The organism is Bernardetia aquimarina, assembly GCF_042180575.1.
Classification (GTDB): domain Bacteria; phylum Bacteroidota; class Bacteroidia; order Cytophagales; family Bernardetiaceae; genus Bernardetia.
The window spans coordinates 2,163,371-2,189,853 of the sequence record NZ_CP170094.1; the positions used below are offsets into that span (position 1 = coordinate 2,163,371).

Annotated in this window: 18 protein-coding genes and 1 tRNA gene; 9 read left to right on the forward strand and 10 right to left on the reverse strand. The window is 31.6% G+C overall.

Annotated elements, in window-relative coordinates; genetic code table 11:
- Positions 1-28: 28 nt before the first annotated feature.
- Positions 29-2,308, reverse strand: coding sequence for a S41 family peptidase (locus tag ACE193_RS09135; protein WP_375562681.1), 2,280 nt, complete (start codon positions 2,306-2,308; stop codon positions 29-31).
- A 177-nt stretch (positions 2,309-2,485) separates the two neighbouring features.
- Positions 2,486-3,319, reverse strand: a complete 834-nt coding sequence (locus ACE193_RS09140; protein WP_375562682.1) for an alpha/beta fold hydrolase — start codon at positions 3,317-3,319, stop codon at positions 2,486-2,488.
- 152 nt (positions 3,320-3,471) lie between these two features.
- Here ACE193_RS09140 and xerA point away from each other — a divergent pair, with 152 nt between their 5' ends.
- Positions 3,472-4,296 carry a site-specific tyrosine recombinase/integron integrase gene (gene xerA / locus ACE193_RS09145; protein WP_375562683.1) on the forward strand — a complete coding sequence of 275 codons (825 nt, stop codon included), beginning with the start codon at positions 3,472-3,474 and terminating at the stop codon, positions 4,294-4,296.
- Between the two features lie 4 nt (positions 4,297-4,300).
- Here xerA and uvrA read toward each other — a convergent pair whose 3' ends face one another.
- Entirely contained in the window at positions 4,301-7,384 is a 3,084-nt protein-coding gene (gene uvrA / locus ACE193_RS09150; RefSeq protein ID WP_375562684.1) for an excinuclease ABC subunit UvrA, read from the reverse strand.
- 290 nt (positions 7,385-7,674) lie between these two features.
- Complete coding sequence (locus ACE193_RS09155) at positions 7,675-9,273, reverse strand: S-layer homology domain-containing protein (RefSeq protein ID WP_375562685.1); 1,599 nt, start codon at positions 9,271-9,273, stop codon at positions 7,675-7,677.
- A gap of 373 nt (positions 9,274-9,646) precedes the next feature.
- Between ACE193_RS09155 and ACE193_RS09160 the strand changes: the two genes are divergently transcribed.
- The 3 genes from ACE193_RS09160 to ACE193_RS09170 all read left to right on the forward strand — a co-directional run bounded on the left by ACE193_RS09160 (position 9,647) and on the right by ACE193_RS09170 (position 12,062).
- Positions 9,647-10,573, forward strand: a complete 927-nt coding sequence (locus ACE193_RS09160; RefSeq protein ID WP_375562686.1) for a DM13 domain-containing protein — start codon at positions 9,647-9,649, stop codon at positions 10,571-10,573.
- A gap of 87 nt (positions 10,574-10,660) precedes the next feature.
- On the forward strand, positions 10,661-11,395 hold the full coding sequence (locus ACE193_RS09165) for a methyltransferase domain-containing protein (RefSeq protein ID WP_375562687.1): 735 nt from the start codon (positions 10,661-10,663) through the stop codon (positions 11,393-11,395).
- 106 nt (positions 11,396-11,501) lie between these two features.
- A complete protein-coding gene (locus ACE193_RS09170; RefSeq protein WP_375562688.1) occupies positions 11,502-12,062 on the forward strand; it encodes an NADAR family protein in 561 nt (186 codons plus the stop codon).
- A gap of 3 nt (positions 12,063-12,065) precedes the next feature.
- Here the strand turns inward: ACE193_RS09170 and menC are convergent, their stop codons facing one another.
- Positions 12,066-13,103 (reverse strand): o-succinylbenzoate synthase, encoded by a 1,038-nt coding sequence (menC, locus tag ACE193_RS09175; protein WP_375562689.1) that lies wholly within the window; start codon positions 13,101-13,103, stop codon positions 12,066-12,068.
- Between the two features lie 285 nt (positions 13,104-13,388).
- Between menC and ACE193_RS09180 the strand changes: the two genes are divergently transcribed.
- The 5 genes from ACE193_RS09180 to ACE193_RS09200 all read left to right on the forward strand — a co-directional run bounded on the left by ACE193_RS09180 (position 13,389) and on the right by ACE193_RS09200 (position 18,937).
- Positions 13,389-13,736: a DUF86 domain-containing protein gene (locus ACE193_RS09180; protein ID WP_375562690.1), complete on the forward strand. Its 348-nt coding sequence runs from the start codon at positions 13,389-13,391 to the stop codon at positions 13,734-13,736.
- Between the two features lie 362 nt (positions 13,737-14,098).
- Positions 14,099-14,172, forward strand: a tRNA-Asn gene (locus ACE193_RS09185).
- A gap of 281 nt (positions 14,173-14,453) precedes the next feature.
- On the forward strand, positions 14,454-15,968 hold the full coding sequence (gene accC, locus ACE193_RS09190; protein WP_375563352.1) for an acetyl-CoA carboxylase biotin carboxylase subunit: 1,515 nt from the start codon (positions 14,454-14,456) through the stop codon (positions 15,966-15,968).
- Positions 15,969-16,479: 511 nt separating this feature from the next.
- Positions 16,480-16,941: a hypothetical protein gene (locus ACE193_RS09195; protein WP_375562691.1), complete on the forward strand. Its 462-nt coding sequence runs from the start codon at positions 16,480-16,482 to the stop codon at positions 16,939-16,941.
- A gap of 259 nt (positions 16,942-17,200) precedes the next feature.
- The gene (locus ACE193_RS09200) at positions 17,201-18,937 is read left to right on the forward strand and encodes a VanW family protein (RefSeq protein WP_375562692.1); all 1,737 of its coding nucleotides are present in this window, start codon (positions 17,201-17,203) and stop codon (positions 18,935-18,937) included.
- A gap of 85 nt (positions 18,938-19,022) precedes the next feature.
- On the opposite strand, the gene ACE193_RS09205 is transcribed toward ACE193_RS09200, so the two are convergent.
- From ACE193_RS09205 to ACE193_RS09225, 5 genes are all read right to left on the reverse strand, one after another.
- Positions 19,023-20,087 carry a hypothetical protein gene (locus tag ACE193_RS09205; RefSeq protein WP_375562693.1) on the reverse strand — a complete coding sequence of 355 codons (1,065 nt, stop codon included), beginning with the start codon at positions 20,085-20,087 and terminating at the stop codon, positions 19,023-19,025.
- 69 nt (positions 20,088-20,156) lie between these two features.
- Positions 20,157-23,429, reverse strand: a complete 3,273-nt coding sequence (locus ACE193_RS09210; RefSeq protein WP_375562694.1) for a hypothetical protein — start codon at positions 23,427-23,429, stop codon at positions 20,157-20,159.
- 126 nt (positions 23,430-23,555) lie between these two features.
- Positions 23,556-24,233 carry a DNA alkylation repair protein gene (locus ACE193_RS09215; protein ID WP_375562695.1) on the reverse strand — a complete coding sequence of 226 codons (678 nt, stop codon included), beginning with the start codon at positions 24,231-24,233 and terminating at the stop codon, positions 23,556-23,558.
- A 69-nt stretch (positions 24,234-24,302) separates the two neighbouring features.
- Positions 24,303-24,611: a hypothetical protein gene (locus ACE193_RS09220; protein WP_375562696.1), complete on the reverse strand. Its 309-nt coding sequence runs from the start codon at positions 24,609-24,611 to the stop codon at positions 24,303-24,305.
- Positions 24,612-24,655: 44 nt separating this feature from the next.
- Positions 24,656-26,368, reverse strand: a complete 1,713-nt coding sequence (locus ACE193_RS09225; protein ID WP_375562697.1) for a PHP domain-containing protein — start codon at positions 26,366-26,368, stop codon at positions 24,656-24,658.
- Between the last annotated feature and the right edge of the window lie 115 nt (positions 26,369-26,483).

The window sequence follows — 26,483 nt, forward strand, 5'->3', positions numbered from 1 at the left end:
TTGTTTTTGAGCCTTTGTTAGCAACAGGTTATCTTATTAATTCCAATGATTTTTCAAGAAATTCATCTCTATTTTCCGTTATTCCTTTTATTGTCTTTTCAACTTTTACATTTGGTATTATTCCTATTCCATGATGTTGATTTCCATTATGCTTAATAACCTTCATTCCTGTCCAAGTTATCATATAACCTCCAATTAATTCAAAAGAATTAACATTTCCATTTGTTCCTGCTGTTGTTTGCCCTACTATTGTCGCCAAATTATACCCCTCTATAAAACTCATATAGCTTTCAGCATAACTTATAGCCTGACCATTAGTAATAAAAATAACTTGTTTATTTCCTAAATAGGGTTTCTTAGCTTCCAATAACCATCCGTGTTTTTCAAAACCACAAAGATTTTCATAATTAGGATAAATTATTTGAGGTATTTGCATCCAAGAACTATCTTTTTCATTTTCTTTTAACAAATGACTTATTAGTTCGTGATTTCCATTAGGATACCCTCTTAAATCACATATAATTGCCTTTGATTTTTCAAGAATTGGCATTAGGTAATTTATAGTATCAATTTCAATTATATCAAGGTTTAGATAAACAACACTACTGTCGTTATAAAAATTATATTTTAATGGATAAATATCATCACTATTCACAACTTCTTGATATGTATAATCTCTTACCAATTCATATTGTTTTGAGTTAACCTTGATATGTATTTTACTACTTTTTGCACCACATAAACTTGAATAGTTTGCTTCATAACTTAACCCACTATCTGTTGCTGCTGATATTTTCTCTTTTGTTTCTTTAAAAAATACTGATGGCAATTTACCGTTTATACTCTCTACTACATCACCTATTTTGATTGATAATTCTTTATTCTTCACATAGGTTATCACTAATTTATCCTCTACCCATTCCCATAAAATAGGAGGAATATAATATTCGTCATAATTACTTTCAACACTAATATGTCCATCTTTTAATTTTGCTGTAAATTTCTGTAATGTTTCTAAATGCTCTTTTCCATTTTTATCTAAAAATGATTGCTTTATTGTTTTCACAAATTCAGCCTCCCAATCTACTTGCACAACATCAAAATAAGGATAAAAATGTCTAAACAAATTATAAGCATTTATAACATTTCCAATTCTAATATATAAATTATCAGGACTATTTTTTGTATTTAAAATTTTAGTTATTTGTTTTTTATATTCTGATTTATCGGAAACAGGAAAAGTTTTATCTTCATTTCCATACAATACAAGTGGGATTTGACAATATATATTTGTTGCTATTTCACTTTCAATTAATTCTCCAAATTTTGGTCTACAATCAAACAAATTATTTCCTTCTTCTTTTTCAAAACTACCTACATATTCAATCTTTACTGATTTATTTCCAGAAATTTTATATTTATCTTGCGAAACAATTTTATATCCAGTTCCAAATCCTTTCCATTGATTACTACTATTTCTATCAGAGGCAATATCCTCTGTTTCAAAATCACTGTTTTTTATAGGAATTTCTATCCACTTATCATTTTCTTTATAAAAAAGCTTAATATTATCAACATATAATGTTCCTTTTCCTAGAAGAAAACAACCAAATACTAAATTCTTTGCATTTATATCAATTTTACCTTTAAGTTCAAACTTTTGCCACTTATCTTTTTTAATAGGATTATTCCTTGAATTATCAAAAAAGCCTATTTCTTTATCGCTTTTATCTACTCTAATCCAAAACTGTCCTTGACCTTCACTACTTGCGTCTAATTTTGACCATCCTTCATATTTTATTTCTTTGCCTTTAAATTCTGCTGGATCAATTGATGTTAAAACATTTCCAAATTCTGATGACTTGTCAAGGTTCTTTGTTTTATTTATTCTTACACTTTTATAAGGGTTGTCTTTTATACCTTCCTCTTCCATATTAAAGCTAACTCCATTGTGTTGCCAATATATTTGTTTATACTCAGAAGTATCTTTGGGGATTAATATTTTTGTATCATAATCTGTTTTTCCTGATTTTAAAATAAATTTAGATGTTGGTGCAATGAAATAAAAAATTCTATTTAACTCCTTAACCAATTCTTCATCATTTTTACATTTTTCAACCTTTCTTACACCATAAACCGAAAACTTCTTCCAGTCTAATTCATTTGCTTCATCACTTGGATGAAAATACTTTACATATCCATAAGCTTTCGAAAAAGCTGTAATATTTTTTATTGTTCGCTCCGATTGCGAGTAAGCAGATTGTATAATTAATATGCTAATAAATATAAATAAAATTATTTTTATCATAGTTTCTTATTTTAATTTTAAGTTCTGTTTCTTTTAACTTGTTGCTAACGGTTAGTATATGAAAAGTAGGCGATAAGAAGCACTAAACTTGCGGTTAAGCTCAAAATTTGACACGAGTCACAAGCCTTGATTATATTACTATTCCGCCTATTTTTTATATACATTGTTGGCAGTTCGTTATTTTATTTCATTCTGTAATATTTCCCAAATTGTAGTTTTAAACTTGTCTTTAAACACTCCAAAATGTCCAATTTTCTTAACTCCGAAATTAGAAGGAATAAAATGACTTGATTTGACATTTGAGTTCCGATACTGACTGGTCATCCATTCTACAGCTTCTTTAGGTGCAAAATCATCATCCTCAATACTAAATGCACTAATGTCGAGTTCAATTTTATCATAGTATTTCAAGACTATTGATTTATCACTTTGTATATAATCAGGCTTTTTACCCCAATTTCGCCATTGGTTAGCTACATTTTTTGGTAGGTTTTCCATTCCGCTCAGTTTTTTTGAGTTCAGATACCCAAAAAAATTCAATAGAGTAGGAAATAGAATATACCAATTAAACCACATTTTTAATCTGCCTATTCCTTTCCAAAATTTCCAATATCCAGATTGAGCAGCTACAAGAATTATCTTGTCAAACTTGGTGGACGATTTAGCCAATCCAATAAGTTGACCACCTATGCTATGTCCAAGAATTACTTTTTTAGAGTTCGGAAAATGTGTTAATACATATTGTAAAACAGATTCCAAATCATTTTTTCCCCAATCAGCTGCATTATTATCTAGCTCTTTAATCGGTTTTGTTAATGAACGACCAATACCAAAATAATCGAATGTGATAACCGAAACTCCATTGTCCGATAAATACTTAGAAAATTTATGATAATACTCTTGTCTTACACCTGTTGCAGAGGCGATAATAAGAACAGTATCGCTCTTATCAGATTCAAATAGAGTAGCAGAGATTGTTTCGGAATTGGATGATATTTTAATTTGTTTCATTCGTTCGTTCTAATGACTGCCAACGGTTATATAAACTCAATACTACAAAAACAATGTAAATATGACAAAAAACATCCAGATAACCAACTAAATTAGGGGTTATTACGTAAATATAATTATAGTTACATATATCCAACTAAAAAAGAGTTATTATGGAAAAAGTAGAAAATTTTATGCAATTATTAGAAATCAAACGCTATGCTTATAGCACTAGAAAAGCGTATCAATCTGTACTAGAGAAGTTTTTTAGGCAATTTGAGAAACCTATTGAACACATAACCCAAAAAGAAGTACAAGAATATCTCTATCAAAAAATAAGAGAAGAAAAAATATCCTTTTCTACACAAAAACAAATTGTAGGAGCAATCAAACTTTTTTATAAAGAGATGTATAAGAAGGATTTAAAAATTGATTATCTATACCCTGATAGACAGGAACACAAACTACCTAATGTATTATCAAAAGAAGATGTCGTACGTTTGATAAACAGCCCTAAAAACCTAAAGCATAAAACTATTCTTACAGGTATTTATAGTGCTGGTTTGAGAATAAGCGAAATTACTAAAGTCAAAATAAATGATATCGATTCAAAAAGAATGATTATCAGAGTAAAAGGTGGAAAGGGGTATAAAGACAGAGAAGTAATGTTATCAGAGCAGTTTTTAGTGTTACTACGAGAATATTATAAGGCTTACAAGCCTAAAGAATGGCTATTTGAAGGTCAAAATGGAGGACAATACTCTACTACAAGTATTCAGAAAATATTCAAAAAAGCCCTTAAAAACGCTAACATCAACCAAGAAGCTACCGTGCATACACTTAGGCACAGCTTTGCTACACATTTGTTAGAAAATGGTACAGATATACGTTTTATCCAAGAGTTTTTGGGACATAACTCAATTAAAACGACGCAAATTTACACACACATTACAAAAAATAGCAAAAGCAAAGTCAAAAGTCCTTTGGACACTATGTAAATTCCTACAAAAACCCACCTGTATAATTCTCCTTCAATTTAGCCAATTCCTTCGGTGTTCCTTCAAAACAAAGATGTCCACCATTTTTTCCTCCTTCTTTTCCTAAATCAATCACCCAATCGGCTGCACGAATAACCTCTACGTTGTGTTCGATGACGATGGCAGAATGTCCGTGTTCGATAAGTGCATTGATAGATTTTAGAAGTTTGGCAATGTCGTGGAAATGCAAACCTGTTGTAGGTTCATCAAAAATAAATAAAATATGATCTCGGTTAGCTCTATCACTGGCACTTTTGGTAAGAAAAGCAGCTAGTTTTACACGCTGTGCCTCTCCACCTGAAAGCGTATTGGAAGACTGCCCCAACTGAATATATCCCAAACCAACATCTTGCAAAGGCTTCAAACGTGCCATAATCGGTTTCGAATCTTTGAAGGTAATCAAGGCTTCATCAACCGTCATATCCAAAACATCAGCGATATTTTTTCCACCAAATTCTACTTCCAAAACTTCGGCTTGAAAACGCTTTCCTTTACACGACTCACACGTCAAGTAAATATCAGCCATAAACTGCATTTCTATCTTAATTTTTCCTTCTCCTTGACACGTTTCGCAGCGTCCACCTTCCACATTAAAGGAAAAATAAGCAGGTGTAAAACCTCGCTGTTTTGAGATAGTTTGGTCTGCAAAAAGCGCACGAATGTAGTCATACGCCTTCACATACGTAACTGGATTGGAACGAGAAGATTTACCGATCGGATTTTGATCGACCATTTCTACGCTCGTTACTTTCTTTAGATTTCCGTCTAGTTTATCCATTTTTCCACTCTCGTCATTGTGGTTTCCCAAATGTTTGGCAAGGGCAGGATATAAAAGCTGACGCACCAAAGTAGATTTTCCAGAACCCGAAACGCCCGTAACTGTCGTCAAGATTCCCAAAGGAAATTTTACCGAAATATTCTTTAAATTATGTTCTCTCGCTCCCACCACTTCAATATATTCATTCCATTTTCTAGGCGTTTGAGGTACGATTACTTGCATTTCATCACGCAAATATTTTGCTGTGTAGCTATCCGAATCTTTTTCTAATTCTTCTAAAGTTCCTTGAAAAATAAGATTTCCACCATGCGCTCCTGCATCGGGTCCAATATCGATAATTTGGTCAGCAGCTCGCATAATTTCCTCTTCGTGTTCGACTACAATAACCGTATTTCCCAAATCACGCAGTTTTTTTAATACTTTTATCAAATTTTGCGTATCTCGTGGATGAAGTCCAATACTCGGCTCATCTAAAATATACATCGAACCTACCAAAGCAGAACCGAGCGAAGTAGCTAGTTTTATACGTTGAAATTCTCCACCTGAAAGTGTTGCTGTTTTTCGGTTTAAAGTCAGATATTGCAAACCTACTTCATTGAGATATTGCAAACGGTTTCTAATTTCTATCAAAATTCGTTTCGAAACGCTGGCTTGATGTTCTGTAAGCTGTACTTCTTGAAAAAACTCAGTAAGTTCATCTAAAGGAAGCAAAACCAATTCTTGAATCGATTTTTCGCCTATTTTTACATAACCTGCTTCTTTTCTGATGCGTGTTCCGATACAGTCTGGACAAATTTTTCTACCTCTATATTTTGAAAGCATCACTCTATATTGAATTTTATAGCTTTCACTTTCTAAGTCTTTAAAAAACTCATCTAATCCTTTAAAATATTTATTTCCTGTCCAAAGAAGTCGTTGCTGCTCTTCGGTCAAATCATTAAACGCACGATGAATCGGAAAATCAAAATCAATTCCTTTTTTTATCAACGGAGTTAGCCATTTACTCATTTTTGGGGTTCTCCAAGGTGCAATCACTCCCTCATATACCGACATTGTTTTGTCAGGAATTACCAAATCTTCATCAATTCCCAAAACAGTTCCGAAACCCTCACAAGTACGACACGCACCGTAAGGACTATTAAAACTAAAAAAATTGATATTTGGCTCTTCAAATAACATTCCATCAGCTTCAAAACGGTCTGAAAAAGAGGTCGTTTCTACGTCTTTTCCTTTTTGATAAATTTCTACAACACAATCTCCTTTACTTTCATAAAATGAAGTTTGAACCGAATCAGCAATACGAAAACGGTTTTGCTCGTCGCCTTTTTTGATTACACCTCTATCAATCAAAATATAAAGTGTATGTTTTTGAAGTCGTTTGAGTTCGGCTTGTTGTTCTTTTGTCAGTCTTGAAACAGGCTCTGTTGCTTTTGTAGTTTTCTTTGTAGGCTTTTTTCCTGCTTTTTTTAATTTCTTTTTTTCTTCTAAATAATCCTTTTGATTTTCGCCTTTGTGTTCTTCTAAAAAACTCTCTAAATTTTGCTTGGTTTGGTCTTTTCCTTTTTCTAATTCTGGGTCAATTTCTTTTGGTAATAATTGTTCTATAAAAATGACCTCTTCTCCTGCTTTTATTCTCGTAAAACCTTGCTGTAAAAGAATATTTAATTGGTCTTCAAAAGTTCGTTCTTCTGGAATTACTAAAGGCGCAAGAATCATATATTTTGCGTTGCTTTCGGTTTCATCATCTCCAAAACCTTCAATAAAATCAACTACATCAGAAACATTATCTTTCTTTACCATCTCCCCAGAAATAGGCGAATAAGTAACTCCAATTCTTGAAAAGAGAAGTTTTAGATAATCATAAATTTCTGTCGTTGTTCCTACCGTAGAGCGTGGATTACGAGTATTTACCTTCTGTTCAACAGCAATAGCAGGAGAAACGCCACGAATCCAATCCACATCAGGTTTTTCCATTCTACCCAAAAACTGACGTGCATAACTACTCAAACTTTCCACATACATACGTTGCCCTTCTGCAAAAAGTGTATCAAAGGCAAGCGACGATTTTCCAGAACCCGAAACGCCAGTAATAACGATGAGTTTATTACGAGGAACAGCCAAACTAATATTTTTGAGATTGTTTACTCGTGCGCCTTTTATGACAATATTGTATTTGGTATCATAACTTTCTAACTCTTTTACTCGCTTTTCTTCTGCTTCTTTTGCTGCTATTTCTTCTTTTGTGAGAGCTTTTTCTGTGGTAGTGGGCATTTTGGGAATAATCTATATTTTGAAATTATATAAAACAGACATCTCTGTCTGTTTGGATTTATATTTACTTTATCAATTCTATTCAACAGACTGGGAAGTCTGTTATACATGTAATCAGCAAAAATAACCATTTTTAGCCAAAAAAGTTAGCAAGAAATGATATTTTATAGAAATGTCATAACAAATATCTAAGCAAAAAAACTCTATAACTACGTTTTGTAATTATAGAGTTTATATCCAAAAAGAAAACTTTAATCTAATTGTCTATTCTTTCAAAATTATCTATTATCCTAATAAAAATATTCTAATTGAGCAATTCCACCCCATTCAGTAAAATGACGTTCTCCTTCTGTAAGAATAGTTTGATACGTCGGAATTTGTCCATTTGTTATACGAGTATTCGGAAATACTAAATAGACAACATCACCAGACTGACCTCCATTTTTAGGATTATTATTGATTCCTAATAGTTCGGCTGCTTTTATAGAGGCTTCTCCCAAATGACTTGTAGGTCCTACATCAGCATAAATAGCATAACAAAACCTGCCATTTCTTTGATTATAAATCACTCCAAAATCGCCTAATTTTGCTCCCATAGCCTTACTAGCTGGCAAGACTAAAAATGGAATCGTTTCAGAATTTGCATATCTACGAGGTTCACGGTCGGTATATCTAGCATCTACCATTGCCGTTGTAGAAACATAATATCCTGGTGCAGGTTCAAACGAACGCTGAATGTAAGGAGTTCCACTTGAATTAGTAGCAATTCCCCACCAATTCCCTGGATAACCTGCATTCGCTAAATAATCTAAACCAGTATTGCTAGGATTGTAGGCATTAGGAGAACCATCAGCATTGATTGTCATTTCATTTTCAAAGAAAAATCCATTTCTGCCTGAAAGTTTCCATACTGTTGTGCCTACTGCTACATCATATTGCTGACGAGAAGTAATCAAAACTACATCATCTTTGATGCTCATAGTTTTGTTTTGTGTAGTAACAAGTGTATTTCCGTTATATCCTTCAATTTTTAATGCCCTATCTGTACCTACTCCATAAAAAGTATAAGTAAACGAATAAGAATAATTAGAAGGAGTTGCTGTATAAAGAAGATATCCATCTACAGAAAACTTAACAGAAGTAAGATTGGCAGCCTTTCCAGAGAAAGTAATTGCTTCTCCTTTTGTTGCAGGATTTGGATAAGTAGAAGTAAGTCCAAATTTGACTAAATATGAGTTTTCATAGGCAGGAGCAATATTTTTAGCCATCATAGCTCTATACAAAAGTGATGTTGCATCAGCACGAGTAGCATTTTTATTTGGTTCTAACTTACGTTTATCAGGATGATTAATCACAAACTTATTCTGAACAGCATTAGCTATGGCTGTACTTGCCCAAGCAGCTATTTGGGAAGAGTCATCAAAATAAGCAGCTAAAGAATTGGTATTTCCACCACTTACATTAAGTCCATTTGCGATAGAAACAAGGGTTTGTAATTTAGTAATATTGTCTTGTGGTTTAAAAGTTCCATCTGGATAGCCTGACAAATAACCTGCTTTTGCAGCTTTGAGAATATTTTGTTCTGCCCAATGCCCACTAATATCTAAAAAACTAAGGTTTGAATTTTCAGGCTTTGGAGAAGGATTCAGACAACTTACAATCATTGTCGCAAACTCAGCTCGTGTAACATTATTAGCAGGTCTGAATGTTCCGTCTGTATAACCTGACATATAACCATTATTTGTCATGTAATTAATCTCAGTTTCTGCCCAATTTCCTGCCACATCAGTACTACTCATTTGGGTTATTTGAATAGAAGAGGCAGATTTTTTAGCATAACGATTAGGTAAAAGCTCATTTTCATCTTCTTTCAGCTCACAACTGAACACTAAAATTGAAAGAATAAACAATAGCACACTTAATTTTTTCATAATAAATTTTTATAACAATAATAAGGGAATAGAAAATAATAGGTAGTAAAATTTATTAATCTTGAGATTTAAAGTTAATTTAATTAACTTATAAATCCTAATTATTTATTTAAATAATGCAAAGAAAGCACTTTCACTCAAAATGAATTAGTATTTCCTTAGCATTTCACTACACATATTAAAATTTGTTAATCATTTGTTGTTTTTAACTCAACTATAAAAAAATATGAATAATTTTATTTGGAATTCATTCAAAAAATAATTCTAATCAACTAAAAATAAGGGGAGAGTGTAATTTTTTAAATTTGTTTTATCAAAATTTACAATCTCAATGCAATTACATTCATTTAAAAATAAACTTCATTATGTTGCCTTTTTAGGCATTTTTTCACTTCTTTTCGTTTCCTGTAATAAAAAAACAGAAGAAGTCGCTCCAATAGAAATACCAGAACGTTTGGAAATATCTCCAACTTCTCAAAGCATAGCTATTGATGAAACAGCCACTTTTACGGCTACTTTTTTTGATAATATGGGAAATACAGTTTCTACTCCTTCTGATATTATTTGGTCAAGTAGTAATTCTGCTATCGCAAATGTAACACCTCAAGGAACTGCAACAGGACTCTCAGCAGGACAAACGACCATAAAAGCAACGTATCAAACCATAGAAGCAACAGCACTTTTGACTGTCGTAACTAATAATAATCAAGTAGCTACTGTAACAATTACTCCATCAAATACAGAAATTACATTGACAGAAATGGCAAGTTTAGATTTTTCTGTAAAGAATAATTTGGGACAAGAAATTACAGGAAAAACAGCTACTTGGACAAGCAGTAACATAGAACTTCTAACCGTAGAAAACGGACAAGTTACAGCAGAGAACTATGGAACAGCAAACGTTACAGCAACAGTTGATGGAATTCAAAGCAGTCCTGCAACAATACAAGTAATACGCAAAGGAACATTTACAAATAGAGGTTCGGGAAGTGTAAAACTTCGTATTGAAAACGATGTTTTGCAAGTTGTGTTGGGAGATGACTTTTCTACTTCGTCTTCTCCTCCAGATTTGAGGGTATATTTAGGAGATACTAATAATAGTGTAAATGGTGCCGTAGAATTAGCTTCTTTAGACTCTTCTAATGGCTCTCAAACTATCAATGTTTCTTCTGAAATTTCAATTACACAGTACCGTTATGTAATTATTTGGTGTAAACAATTTGGTGGTGTTTATGGTGTGGCTGATTTGGGAGAATAACTTTAGTTCAAACTTTCCTAACTTTGATAGGATAGTATTACAAAAATGCTATCCTTTTTTTATGCCTTTCAATTAATCTTGTAAAAAATGAATTTCAAAACCCGTTCCTACAAAAAGGAATTAATGGACGACTTAAACCTTGCTTCCAAAGACCTCAAAAAAAATCTTGATGAGCTAGAATTTATAAACACAACCTTAGGAGGGTATAAAGTTTTGACTTCTGCTTTGGATACGCTTTATAAAGAAAATAAAATTAGTAAGAATCAAGAACATCAAAATCAAAAAACGGTAACACTTGCAGATATTGGAAGTGGAGGAGGAGATACACTTCGTCAAATTACCAAATGGTTTGAGAAAAAAAATATCAAGGCAAAATTGACAGGAATTGATGCTAATGATTTTATGATAAATTATGCTCAAAACAAGTCAAAAAACTTTCCTCAAATAAATTATGAACAGCTCAATGTTTTTGATATTGATTCAAAGAATGAAAATAGATATAATTGGGCTACGATGTCGCTTTTTTGTCATCATTTTACAGATGAGGAATTGATTTTAATTTTTAAAAATATTCAAAAACTTACTTCAAAAGGTTTTATAATTAATGATTTGCATAGAAATCCTATCGCTTATTACAGTATTTATTTTCTGACACGATTATTTAATGGTTCATATTTAGTGCAACATGATGCACCTCTATCTGTTTTGCGTGCCTTCAAAAAACAAGATTTAATCAAACTTTTAGAACAAGCAGGAATTAAAAATTATAGAATAAAATGGCAATGGGCATTTCGTTTTCAAGTGATTGTGGAGAAAGAATAGTGATTAGTTATAAATTATTAGTGATTAATGAATTTCTTTTGAAAAGTGAGTGTTCTATTTTTACTCTATCGAAACTATTTTTCTTCAAATTCTAAATTTACTTCTTATGACTTATTCTCTCCCTTGGCTCATTTCAGAATACGAAAACTTGCAAAAACAAGATAAAAACCTTGATTATTTATTCTTTTGGGGACACAAACCAACGCATGATGGAAGTCTTAGCAAAACTATTTTTAGTCAATGGTGGGAAAAGGAATTTTCTGTAAATGGAATTTCTTACCCAACAGCAGAACATTTTATGATGGCAGAAAAAGCACGTTTATTTAATGATAGGGAAATATTAGAAGAAATTTTGAAAGCCAAAACTCCAGCCGAAGCCAAAAAATTAGGTAGAAAAGTCAAAAATTTTGATGATGAGATTTGGAAAGAAAATCGATTTAAAATTGTCGTAGAAGGTAATTATCACAAATTTTCAAATCCAGAATATAAATCATTTTTACTTGGAACAGGAACTAAAATCATTGTGGAAGCAAGTCCAATGGATACAATTTGGGGAATAGGTCTTTCTCAAAACTCTAATAAAATCTATAATCCAAATACGTGGCGAGGACTAAATTTATTAGGGTTTGCTCTGATGGAAGTTAGAGATAGGTTGATGAATGAATAAAAGTTATTTTCTACTAAAAATCTCTCCATTCTCAATTTCTAAATTTGATTCTATATTATTATGATATAATTTTCCTGTTCCTAATCCTTGTGGAAGTGTAGGATTATAATTGGCTACAAACTGAGAAATTGCATTAAGCCCAATATTTGATTCTAAAGCTGAGGTAATCCACCAGTCTATATTTCTTTCTTTACAAAGTTCTATCCATTCAGCCGTTTTTTGCAACCCTCCTAATAAAGTAGGCTTGAAAATCAAAAATTGAGGTTTTATATAATCTAACATTTGTTTTTTGTCATCCAAATTTACCAAAGGAATTAGTTCTTCATCAAGGGCAATTGGTAAAGGTGTTTGTTTACAAAGGTGTTTCATTTTGTGCCATTGATTTGTTGCAATCGGCTGTTCGATAGAATGAATGGCATAATTTGACAATATTTTTAGTTTTTGTAGAGCTTCATGTACAGGAAAAGCACCATTTGCATCTACACGAATGGTTATTTTATTTTCATCAAAACGCTCTCTAATAGATTCTAATAATTTACATTCTTTTTCAAAATCTATTGCTCCAATTTTTAGCTTTATACAAGAAAATCCTTGTCCTAACTTTTCTTCTAACTGACTTTTCATAAACTCAAAATCGCCCATCCAAACCAAACCATTAATAGGAATAGTTTTTTGATTGAGCGAAAAATCATTTTTATAAATAATTTGTTTTCCACCATTTTCTAAATCCAAAAAAGCAGTTTCAAAACCAAAACGAACAGCAGGAAGAGAAACAGGAATTAAAGCAAAAATATCTGAAAGTGAATGTATAACAGTATTTCCTATTCGTTTACAAACATCTGCAATTATACTTTCAAGATGTGGAAGAAAATCTATACTCAATCCAGAAAGAGGTGAAATTTCTCCTGTTCCGATCGTTTCAGTATCATTTTTTTTTGATAAATAGATAAAATAGGTATCTCTTTCCTTCATTGTACCACGAGAAGTGCCAGCCAAAAAGTGAAATTTTAAACGATGTTTTTTGTAAGATGCAGAATACATGAAATAAAGTAAGAGGTAAGAAGTATAAAATCAGACTTGTAAAAATAGAAAAACTAATCAAAAACTAGCATAAATAGCCAAAAAACTAGAATTACGCAAGACAAGATAAAATCAAAATTACTTTTTATGAAATGAAATTACTATTTTTGATGTGTAAAAAATAAAAAATATTTTTTAGTAGGTAATTCTCTTAGAAGTTTTGTAATATTGGAAAGTAAATTAATTCGCTTTTCTTTACACACTAAGATTATTTATTATCCCTAAAACTCAATCCCAAAACCCCTTATGAGTCAAAGCAAAACAGACTTAGCACGCATACAAAGTGTTTTGGAGTCTATGTATGAAATCGAAAGTTATGTAAAAGGAGCTTCCCACGAAGATTTTCTTAATAATTCGATGATGCGTATTGCGACTGTAAAACAACTGGAAATTATTGGATTGATTGTAGAAAAAGTTTCTGATAATTTGAAAGATGATTATCCACAATTACATTGGGAAGCCATCGAAAGACTGCATAAAGTTTTGGTTCATGAGTATTTAGGTATTAATTTCGAACTCGTTTGGGTAACAGCTCGCAAAGAAATTCCGACATTAAAAAAACAATTCGAACTTATTTTGTCACAAATAAGTTGAGAAAGCATAAGTAAGGAGACTTTATTTTGAAACAAAATATTTTTTTTTCAGAAAAACTTAAAAAAACACTTCAAATAACTCCTTGTTTATCAACAAAATAGCTCTAAAAACAGACTAAAAGCATTAAAAACACAGAAAAAACTTAAAAAAAATTAGTCTAACTATTGTGTAGTTCAAAAAAACGTTTTACCTTTGCATCAGCAAATGGGAAAAACAAGTCCTCAAAAAGAAAGAAGACACGTTTTTAAAACAAAAAAAAGTTTAAACTCATTTAAAAATAACCATAATTTGTTTTGTTATTCAAATAAAGTTTTCATACCTTTGCAAAACATTATTTAATAGATAATGAAACCAGTTTAAATTCCTTCTTAGCTCAGCTGGTTAGAGCATCTGACTGTTAATCAGAGGGTCCTTGGTTCGAGCCCAAGAGAAGGAGCAAAATCTTAACAGAATATTATTAGATTACTCTCTTTTATTTTCTAATAGTTCTGATACTTTGAGATTTTCATAATTGAAAGATAGAAAAAAGCCTTTACAGTTTTGTAAGGGCTTTTTTTATGTCTATACTTTTTAGGATTAATTCGTAAAAATTCGCTTCAAAATACACCTATATTGTGTTTCTTTAGCAGAGAAATGTTATTTTTGTTTTCTAAGTCTTCTCAACATTCAAAAGATAACCAAAGAAATAGATAAAAAACACCACAACATATAATGAACATTACCAAAATCACAAAAGTCCTTATTGCCAATCGTGGCGAAATCACTCTTCGTATTATTCGTTCGTGTAAAGAAATGGGTATCAAAACTGTCGCTGTTTTTAGTGAAGCAGACCGTTTAGCACCTCATGTACGTGCTGCTGATGAAGCAATTTGTGTTGGTGCGCCTCCTTCTTCTGAGTCTTATTTAAGAGGAGATAGAATCATCGAAGCTGCCAAAACAACAGGCGCACAAGCCATTCATCCAGGGTATGGCTTTTTGTCTGAAAATGCAGATTTTGCACGAAAAGTAAAAGCAGCAGGACTTATTTTTATTGCTCCTTCTCCAGAAGCAATTGAGGTAATGGGTAGTAAATTGGCTGCCAAAAATGCCGTTTCGAAATATGATATTCCAATGGTTCCAGGGATTAATCATGCTGTGGAAGATATTGCAGAAGCCAAAAAAGAAGCTGCTCAAATCGGTTATCCTATTTTGGTAAAAGCAAGTGCTGGAGGTGGTGGAAAAGGAATGCGTGTAGTAGAAAAAGAAGACGAATTTGAAGAGCAAATGAAACGTGCTGTTAGTGAAGCACAATCAGCTTTTGGAGATGGTGCTGTTTTTATTGAAAAATATATTGGTTCACCTCGTCATATTGAGATTCAGATTTTGGGAGATACACATGGAAATATTCTGTATCTTTTTGAGAGAGAATGTTCTATTCAACGTCGCCACCAAAAGGTAGTAGAAGAAGCTCCTTCGGCTGTTGTAGATGATAAAATGCGTAAAGCAATGGGGGAAGCTGCCGTAAATGTAGCCAAAGCATGTAATTATTACGGTGCAGGAACGGTAGAATTTATTGTCGATGAGGATTTGAATTTTTATTTTTTAGAAATGAATACTCGTTTGCAGGTAGAACATCCAATTACAGAGCAGATTACAGGAATTGATTTAGTAAAAGAACAAATCAAAATTGCAGAAGGACGAGAAATTTCGTTCAAACAAGAAGATTTAAAAATAAATGGTCATTCGATTGAAGTGCGTGTATATGCAGAAGACCCAGCCAATAATTTTTTACCAAATGTTGGAAAAGTAGTAGAATATAATACACCAAAAGGCTTGGGAGTTCGTGTAGATGATGGTTTTGAGGAAGGAATGGAAGTCCCTATTTTTTATGATTCAATGATTGCAAAACTCATTACTTTTGGAGCAAATAGAGAAGAAGCCATGGACAGAATGATAAGAGCGATTGATGAATACAAAATTTCTGGAATACAAACGACGCTACCTTTTTGTAAATTTGTAATGAAGCATGAAGCATTCAGAAGTGGAAATTTTAGTACAAAATTCGTAGAAAATCATTTCAAACCTGAATATTTAGATGTTCAAACTTCAAAAGAAGAAGAAGAACTTGCAGTAGCTATTGTAAGCCAACTTTTGGAAAATAGAAAGAAAAAATCAGTTATCCTTGGTGGGGACACTGGCAACGGTAATGTTAGTGGAATGAGTGATTGGAGAAAGAAGAGAACTACTTTTTAACTTTTCGGTCCTTTACAATACCAAAATAAATATTACACTTCACTGCTACAAAATTCTAGCTTGTATCTATCTATTTCGTCAGCAGATGCTGACAAAATAGAGCGTCCAAGCAAAATGCTTGAACGAGAAATCTAAAGGGAAAAATAGATTTTATTTTGATATAAGAACATAACTTTAAAACTGATTTGAACTGAAATACTCAAATCAGTTTTTTTGAATCCTAGATTCAACCTATAAATGCAATTAGCCAATGTAGCTTTCATTTATCTTTTTGTCGTTGATGGAGATATACTCATACGCTTTTGGTTTTCGGAAAAGTAAACCTGTCGAACATTAAGGTGTCAGATAATTTGTTTTTTGAACTGTACTGACACTTATGAAAGTGTCTGACAGTTTTATTTTTTCGAAAACCATTTTTGATTGAGTATACCAACAACAGCTAGAATAAAAACAATATACAAATTATAATCATTCATTATAATTCATATTTTAACTCATTACAGTATTAATTATGACAGCTCAAAATGCAGAAAAATTAGTAACAGACGATTTAATAAGAGAATCAGATTTATTTGCTGTAATGCCTGAAAATACTTTTGAAACTGATACATGTTTTGTGGTATTTTATCAAACAAAAGAATTTATCAAAACTAGAAATTTTGATAACTTGGCAATTGGAAATGGAGCTGTATTAGTAGATAAAAACACGAAAAAAGTATATCATACAGGTTCAGGAAAAACTGTTGAAAGCTATATTGAATCATATGAACAATATGGAGATCCATTTTTAGAGAAAGATACTCTCAGATTAAATATAGAACTTGAGAAAACTGAGTTAGGGAATAATGTATTAGCAAAAATCAAACTCTTAAAAGCAATAACAGGTTTAGGAATTTCTGATGTCAAAGAAGTATTAATAAATTTGAGAGATGGGAATAAGATTACAATTTCAAATGATATTACTGACAAATAACGAATTTCACTTTTAGAAAATGGATTTAAAACTTCTTACCCATTACATTGATAAGTAAAAAAACACTTCCTATTTTCTGTAATGTCCTATTATTTCTCAAATCTTAGACTTATATTTTCCAGTAATTATAAATACAAATCTTCCTCATTCCAATCAAAAAAGGAATGAGTTTTTTTAGTGTTTTGTATTTAGTTAATGATTATTTGCTTAAATTAAGTACTGATAAAAAATAGTGTATCTACTTATAAAAAAGATAACCATGCATAGTGAAGAACTAACAGAAAAACACAGTTTTATTAATGATAAAGTATTTCAACTGAAAATGACTGCTTTAATAGGAAAGCGTTTTCTCAAAAATATGCTCTCACCTCCAAAAAAATTCAAAAATCAACAAAAATTAATTGATGAGCCTATTATTGCTTTTTCAGAAAGTGACTTATGGAATCCTTTTGATAATAAAGATAATTGGATTTTGACGGCTGGAAAGATTGAAAATTTAAGAATTGCATCCAAAAAATTAAATGGTCTTGAAGTCAAGGCAAATGAAGTTTTTAGTTTTTGGAAACATATTGGAAATCCAAATTTTGGACAAGGCTATGTCATTGGACGAGAAATTAGAGAAGGTTGTGTTGTTCCGACAATAGCAGGTGGATTGTGTCAGTTATCAAATGCGTTGTATGATGCTGCAAGTAAAGCCAATTTTGATATAATCGAAAGGCATAAGCATACAAAAGTAATTAAAGGTTCTTTAGCAGAACAGGATAGAGATGCAACAGTCAAATGGAATTATATTGACTTGCGTTTTAAATCTTCTTTTGATTTTAGAATTAATATCGAACTGACTTCAGATAAATTAATTCTTAGTTTTAAAAGCAAACAAAAAAATACTAAACCTACTGATACCAGTTTTGAACTAAGAAACACTCACAAACTGAATGACTGTTATTCATGTGGAAATTTTGCTTGTTTTAAGCATCCAGACAGAACATCAAAAAAACAAGAAGCTGCAATAACAACCTTTATCTTAGATGAAAAATGGGTTGAATTTGACAATTATGTAACCTCTATTTCTACACCTTCAGATAATTTTATTATACCTCTCAAAAAAAATAGATTTATAAAATCGGAACGCTATTCTTGGAAAGCCTTGAACTTAGGAAAGGTCTATTCAACAACATTTGAAGGAATTTATCGTGCTGTTAAATTAAGATTAGCGAGTAAAAAGAATAATAATGTCTTTGAACTTATGCTAAAACTTGACAAGCAAATTGCAAAAAAAGCAGTTCAACATATACCTCTTTCCTCTACTCACTTGGTTATTAGTCAAAATCTACTTCCATTTATTTATGAAACAGGTGCTTTGGGTGGCAGAACCTTTGATGTTTTGATGACAAGATTGCCCTTCAAAAAACTACATGAAAGACTTGATTTTGCGTTCTCAAAACATACAGAAAGTCCAACACTAAAGGATTTTAGAGTATCTAAAGAATTAATTGAATTAGAAAATCAAGCTCTTACAAAGGCACAAAAAATAATAACTACACATTCTGAAATTGCAGAAATATTCAAAAATAAAGTTGAGAAATTAAGTTGGCAACTACCAACAATATCATCAAATACACAAAGAAAAGGAAATAAAGTACTTTTTCCAGCTTCGGCTCTTGGTAGAAAGGGTGGATATGAAATCAAAAAACTTACAAAAGAATTAAACCTCAACTTGGTTATTTCTGGAAGAGCCATCGAAAAGGATGATTTTTGGGAAGACTTAAAAATAGAGAGTTTTGATGGAAACTATGACCAAATTAGTTTAGTAGTTTATCCAACATACATTGAACATCAACCAAGACAAATCTTAAAAGCTATTGCTATGGGTATTCCTGTAATTACAACAACTGCATGTGGATTAGACCCTTCAGATAATATAAAAGTTTTTTCTTTGAATGATATGGATATAATGAAAAGTGAAATACAAAAAATACTAATAACAACATCTTAAAATATAGAAGTTCTGAAAACACTATTTTATTACTTTAACCGTCGTTGAGGCTCAAATGCAGTCGTCAATGAAGTTTGTGTGTAATTTATTCCTTTACCATAAGTTCGGTATTATTTGCAAAAAGAACAAAGTAAGGATTTGTAGCTTCTACTTTTTTAAGCAAAACAAAGAAAGGTTTGTCAAATCGCATCTTTTTGGGTTTGGGTTTTTCTTCTTCCATTAAGTCTTCTATTGCTACCATAATCTCTGCTTCACTTTCTAGTTTTGCTCCCTTTTCATCAAAGATAAAGGCTGTACGTTGATACACTAATTCAATTAAATAGTCTTTATTTGAAGAAGTAATTGTATTTCCTTCTATATTTGAATAATTTGTTTCAATATTAAAATTGAATTTTGGAATGATTACTTCATCTTCATCTTGAAGATAATATTTCCAACTCTTACTTTCTTGTTTTCGTTCTTTCTTACCTAAAGATTTCTTTTTTTCTAACTCATTATTCATTTGAGCAAAGTTTTTAAATTGCTTTTTTGTCTTGAATAAAAGAATTTCGTGTTGCTTATCCTTTGGCAAGAGTTTGATAACAAATTCGTTGTCATTTTTATAGTAAAGAATTTTAATTGTTTTGTAAGTATCTTTTCCACCTCCAAAAGTTCCGAAAGAAGCTACTTTTATTCCTTTAAAAATTAGTTCATTATCAAAACTATTCAAATCAAGCTCAAAAGGTAAAGATTTATTAAATTCAGCTCTTGCTATTATTCTACCAAAAAGAAATTCTTCATCTGCCTTTTTTATACCTCCAAAAGAAATATATTCATCATCATTCAATACATTTTTAAAAGAAGTAGAGTTATTGAGCAAAATCAAGTCTTTTGAATTTTCTGTACTCTGAATTTGTAGAGGAGTTTTGATAGCTTTTCTAACTTCATCCCAAGCATACAAAAGTGTTACACAGTAAACAGCATTTTTATCTTTGGAAATTTTATTTTCTAAAGTTGGTAAAAACTCTGTTTTTGGATATTCAGATAGTTTTTTTACTTTAGGAAAGTCTCTTTTTACTTCTTTAGATTGGCTTTCTGTCTCAACATCTTCATTCTTGCAACTGAAAAAAAATAGAAAAATGAAAAAGAACAGAATAAGGTTTGATTTCATAAAATGAAGATTTATAAGAAAATAAAATTCATAATTAGCTATGCTGCTTTGACAGGTCGTAATTCATTATTACATCTCTCCCCCATTCATCCACTCTTCAAAAGCTTTTTCTTTCTGACTTTTAAGAGAATCATATTTTGGTAAGAATTTTTCATACGCATTTGGCATATTTAGTTTCAAGAAATCTAACGAACGTTCAGCATAATTATCCAAACCTGCATCTAAAGACTCCAAGGCATAAATTTCATTCGCTCTAGCCGAATAAGGAAATGTTTCTATAATCTGAAAAGCTGTTTTATATGCTTTGCCTTTCAAATTATTTCGCTTATAATAAGTAATAGCTTCTTCCAACACTTCAAAATCAAAAGGAAGTCCTTCAATGGCTTTTTCCATTGCATTTTTAGAACGAGTAGTATCTCCTAATTGCTCGGCAAAAAGAGCTGTATAAAAATGTTTTTTAGCTTTTTGATATGCACGAGTAGGCTTTAGGTTATCCAAAACAGAAGCCATTGAAAGTAATTTATTATCTTTCCAAAGTAACTCTAAATCAATGAGTTGGAAACGTTCTAATGTTCTTGGTTCTAATTCTTCTGCACTAAGTTGTGTAGCAGAATTACGCCAAACTAACGCACTTTGCAAATCACCACGTTTCAAATCAAATTCTATTTTATCCAAAACTACTTCCAATTTTAGGTTTTGATTTTTCATTGTTCGGAGCTTTTCAGCAAATTCTTTTGTTCCTTCTTCTCCTATCAAATATGGAATTTGATAATGAAAATAACGTCTTTTTGCATCTTCATCTAAAGAATCAAAATTGATAGTTTTGGCTTCTTCTTTTTGTAAAATCAAATACATTTCATTTGCTGTTGTTTGAAAAGGATGTGTAGCCGTCGTATCCCAACCTCTCCACATTTGAAGTGCTTCGGTTTTGTCTGCTTGATACAATGATTTTTCAGAAAGTGCAATGGCTTCATAGAGATTATTCAGCCCCCTACCCATCAAATAGGCTTTATTAAAATATAAACTTGCTTCATCATATTGTTTGTGTTCCAAAAACCAAAGTCCTAATAAATGTTTGTATTGTGAAGTCGAATTTCCATACGATGTATCTAAATATTTTAGTGTTATGAAAGCATCATACACATTACCTAATCTATATTGATTGACTGCCTTAGCCAAAAGCATAAAAGGAATATGCTCTTGATTTGCCAAAACTTGTTCTCTATTTTGGATAAGTTCTACAATCGTACTATCTACTTTTTGGTTCACTTTTTCATCTATAACTCGTTGATTTAGAAGACCATAATGATAAACATAGAGCAAATCTTCTGTCGTCCAAACTGAATCTTGAATTAACTCTTCATTAAAATCAATTTTTGTATTTGAGTTTAATTTCGCAGCTTTTTTATCTAAATCAAAAAAGCGTTTTTGATATAAAATTTTATTCGAAAGTGCGCCTGTATTGTCTTGTGTTTGGATACGCAATTCTAAAGAATCTAAGGCTGTATAATTGTCTGTTAGTGTATTTAATGTCCACCAGTTTGTCTCCAAAGTTGCTTCTATTTCTTTTGAATCAGCATATTTTTTGATTTTCTCTAATTCTCTAGCCAAAGAATCATTATTTTTCAATCCAAAACGGTCGATAGAATTAAAAATCAAATTATTTTTTAATTGTGGATTTTTTGGAAACTCTGCCGAACCATTTAACAGCATAAAATAAGATTCATCAGCATTATTTGTACGGTTCATCAAATCCGAAACGGCTGTATAAGTATAAGGAGACGCTGTTCTTTCTGATGCTATTTTGAGAAATGAATAGGCCTCTTGCCAATGAAACTGACGCAGCGCAATCCCTGCCATTCCCCAATAGGCTTTATGATTGGTATAAATTTTATAAATGGCTGATTGATAATTGATTTTGGCAAGCTGGTAAGTTTCTTCTACTTTTTTATCTCTTGCTTCTAGTTCTTCTAACGTCAAATTACTTGTCATTCCATCTCCAGTAGCATTTTCATCAACATCTTCATTTTTTAAAGCATCTGCTTCTGACAAAAATACATCTCCAATTCCGTTTAAATATCCTGCTTGAGCTTGATTGTAATGAATAAAATTATGACGATACGCCAAAATAGTAATTATAAAAAAACCTAACAAAGCTGCATAACTCCAATTTACTTTGCGAGGTTGCCAAAGAAGAGGATAGGATTGAATGCTTTTTTCCAAAAGCTCACTAAAATTGACAAAAACATAAACAAAGAAAGCAAGCGCAAATCCAATGTTTGAATAAATAATTATATCCGAAAAAATATCAATTAAAGGGTCATTATTAGTCGCAATAGCGTACATAATAGTCGAAGAAGCAATCAAAGCCCAACCGATATACAAAAGCAAACCCACAGGACGAGCCGTAAAAAACTTTTTATAGTGTTCTTCTCTTCCCACAAAACCCCAAATTCCTAGCACAGTCATAATCACAAAAATCACAAAAGGAGGAACATAAATAAGCTCCCAAGAAACGGCACGAACACTAAAAAGATACGAATACACCATGTGAAAAAAGAAAATTGCACTCACTATCGCAAAATGTATTAGTGTACTATTTGAGCCATCTGCACCACGAGAAACCACCCAATATAAAGCTCTAGGAATTTCGTGAGCATTAAAAATAACAAACAAAAATGTAAGGATAATAGGAATAACAATGCCGTAATTAGCCAAGAAAAACACAGGATTATTGAGCGTATTTAGTTGTGAATCTACCAAAAAGCTCATTCCGATAGCCACAGCAGAAATAACTAAAAAACGAAGAAATAAAGAACCTTTTGCAAAAAATTGAAACAAAAAAGTAACTACTCCAAAGCTCAAAAGAACAATAATAAACCATGTCTTTTCATTTCTAAAATCCATAAGTCCTTGAATGCCAGCTAATCCATCAATAGAACAATAACTAAGAAAAATTGCAAAAGCGAAAAGCACAATTCCGTACCAATGGACACGCAAATATGTTGAAGCAGTCAGAATCAAAACCCACGCAAAGGCAAGACTAAACACAAAAATAGTGGCAGCAGAATAATTTAGCTGAAGAAAGGAAGTAGAAAATGTTTTATTTAATAGATAACCATCTACTTCTGCAATAAAAGGAAAAAAGATATGTTGAAAGCTATCAATTTGAAGAGGAACAGTAGTAAGTTCGCCATTGGAAGTCCATTCGAAGACAGCTTTTTCTCCCAACACAAACGCATACAAATAAGCTCCCAAACCAGCAAAAAGCGCAAAAATAGAAAGCGTACACAAAATACGCTCACTTAAAGACCATTTTCTCCAAAAAATTAGGTTTTTCATAGATTGATTTTGACGTGATTTTATATCTTTTGTCAAAGGCAAGCCTTTGACCTACGAAGTGTTTTATCTTTGTAACGAATATTATTTCATAAATTGTGTTGCAAATTTAGTCAATTTAATTCTTTATTAATCCTTTAATAAGCGAAGAGCTTCTCTTTTACTCAAATTACTCAATTCAGATTCATTTTTTTCTACAAAATCAATTACCCAATTTGGATTTGTTCGGCTGTATTCTCTCAAAATCCAACCGATTGCTTTATTAATAAAAAATTCTTTTGATGGAATAAGAGAAATAGTAATTGAAGTCAGTAAATGTGTATCTATATTTTCTTTGTCTTTGAGTTGAAATAAAATAGCAGAACGCTGCAACCAAATATTTTTGGATTCTAGCCATTTTTCAATATAAAAATCTCTTTCTTTTGGAAATGATTTAAAATATTGATTGACCAGTTTTGGAGCTATAAAATCTATTGTATCCCACCACGACTTATTCAAAATCATAAACTCAAAAAGGGCAATATCTTCTTTTTCTAGTTCTTTTTTGTATTTGAAGGCTAGTTCTTGTGCAAAAAGCTGATAATCTCGTTGTGGTTTTTGCCATAAGATTTTTACAATTTGATGTAATTCTGATTTTTTAGGCAAAAATTCTTTACTCAAAAAAGGCTTTTGTAATTCTCTTCGTTGAGGGGTTTTGATTCCAACATACTCAAATTGATTTCGCATATAGGCTTTTTGCTGTGCTGCGATTTTTGGGTTTGCTTGGCTTTCAAATTCTGATTGTAGGGTTTTTAGGTAGGTTTGCATTCGTGTATATTTTTTGACTTTAAAAAGACAACTCTTTTGCGTACAAGAAACATAATTAGCTAATTGGTCTTAGGTATCATAGTTTCTAAAACTAGGATATTTTTCATAAAATTTGTCTTCCAACGTAATTCCTTTTATCATTTCGCTAAAATGGAATTCAAGGTCAGATGATTGCCCTGTCCACTTATTTATAATGATTGGTTGCGCTCCTATCAAGCTGTTTTTTGGATTATGTGCAGAATCTTCTGTGTTATATGAAAATGCCCACCCAAAAGAATATTCTTCAAGAGAATGGCTTACTATTTTTTGCTTATACATCTTACTTAAACTTTCTAAATGTCCAGCTTGTATAATTTTTGCCTCTGCCAAATCAATCATATTTAATATATTTCTTTGTTATGATATATTTCATTTTCCTACTGTCAAGATTTCGCCCAACTCTCAAACTCTTCCACAGAAAGCGTATTAAGCGTTTTTTTCTTCAAAAGTCCTCCTTTTTGAGCTACTTTTACGCCCCAGTTAGTATCTTTTAAGCCTTCGGTAGAGTGTGCATCAGGACTAATACAGAGCCAAACATTTTTTTGCATCGCATAATCAATCCATTTCCAATCCAAATCTAAGCGATGAGGGTTTGCATTTATTTCTATGGCTACATTATTTTCTGCACAGGCATCAATGATTTTTTTGTGGTCTATCGGATAACCTTCTCTTCTCAAAAGTAACCTTCCTGTTGGGTGTCCTAATATTTTTGTGTATGGATTTTGAATAGCTTTTAGAAGTCTTTCGGTTGCCTTTTCTTCGCTCATTCCCAAAACGGAATGCACAGAAGCAATCACAACTTCAAAACCTTTGAGCGTATTTTCATCATAATCCAAACTTCCATCATTCAAAATATCAGATTCTATTCCTTTAAAAATACGAAAAGGAGCTAGTTTTTGATTCAATTCTTCGATTTCTTGCCATTGCTGTTCTACTCGTTCTTTGTTCAGACCATTTGCATAAAAAGCAGATTGAGAATGGTCAGAGATTACTAAATAGGAATGCCCTAATTCTTTAGCAGCAAGAGCCATTTGTTCGACACTATTTTGTCCGTCGCTGTAAGTGGAATGATTGTGAATTGTTCCTTTTAAATCTTCTAATTCTAAAAGGTCGCTTTGATTATTTTCTGTTATCCATTTCCACTCATTATTATTATTGACTAGACCGTTTCTTTGTGGATAAGGAATGAACTTTGAACCCACTTTTTGATAAATTTCTTCTTCTGAATTTGCTTTTTGATAAGAAGCCGAAAGTAAAGAACTTTCTAAATGATTCGGATTATTTGAAGAGTAATGAAGATGAGAAAGCGTAGAAGTTTCTCTCAAAAGTTTGCCATAAAAATTTTCTTTGTCTGTAATATGAATTTCTAAATTCAAATCAATTTCATCAAAATTTCCTTTCCATAAAAAAGGCGAACTATTTTTTGCATCAAAACTTATTCCATCTAAATTATTCAAAAACTGAAATACTTCTTTCGTCGTTTTTCCTTCTTTTAAAATGCTAACAAAAGAAATTGTATCAATAATTGGTTCGTGTCTTGCTACTTGTCCTGCTACACTTATTTTTTCAATAAAATCTTGTTTTTCTAAATTATTCAAAATATAATCAGAATACTGAAAAGCAATATTGATACGTTGTTTTCCTTCTTGTTTTTCTAAAAATTCTATCTGATTAGCAATATTTTCGGCTGTTTTTTTTCCAAATCCTTTTGTTTTTTCTAATGAACCATCTTGTGTAGCTTCGTATAAATCTTTTACCGTTTCGATTTCTAATTCTGTCCAAATAACACGCACTTTTTTTGCTCCCATTCCTTTTATACCAAGCATTTCGAAAACTCCTGCTGGCGTTTGTGCTGTCAATTCATCTAATTCTTTAAAACTTCCATTTTCTAATAAAGAAAGAATTTTATCACTCATATTCTGACTAAAACCTAAAGCAATAAGTTCTTTTTGAGATAATTCGGCAGCGACTTCATTTAGATTTTCTAGTCGTGTAGCCGTTCCTGTATAAGAACGAACTTTAAAAGGATTTTCGTCGTGAAGTTCTAGTAAAGAACCTGTCAGTTTGAAGGCTTGAGCGAGTTGTTTGTTTGTCATCTTATAGAAAAGAGTAAAATAGAATTTCGGTTTGTCTTTGTTTACAAAGATACTAAAAACTATAATCTAAACCCTAAGGGACTTCGAAGACCCTTAGGGTTTTTTAGAAAACTTT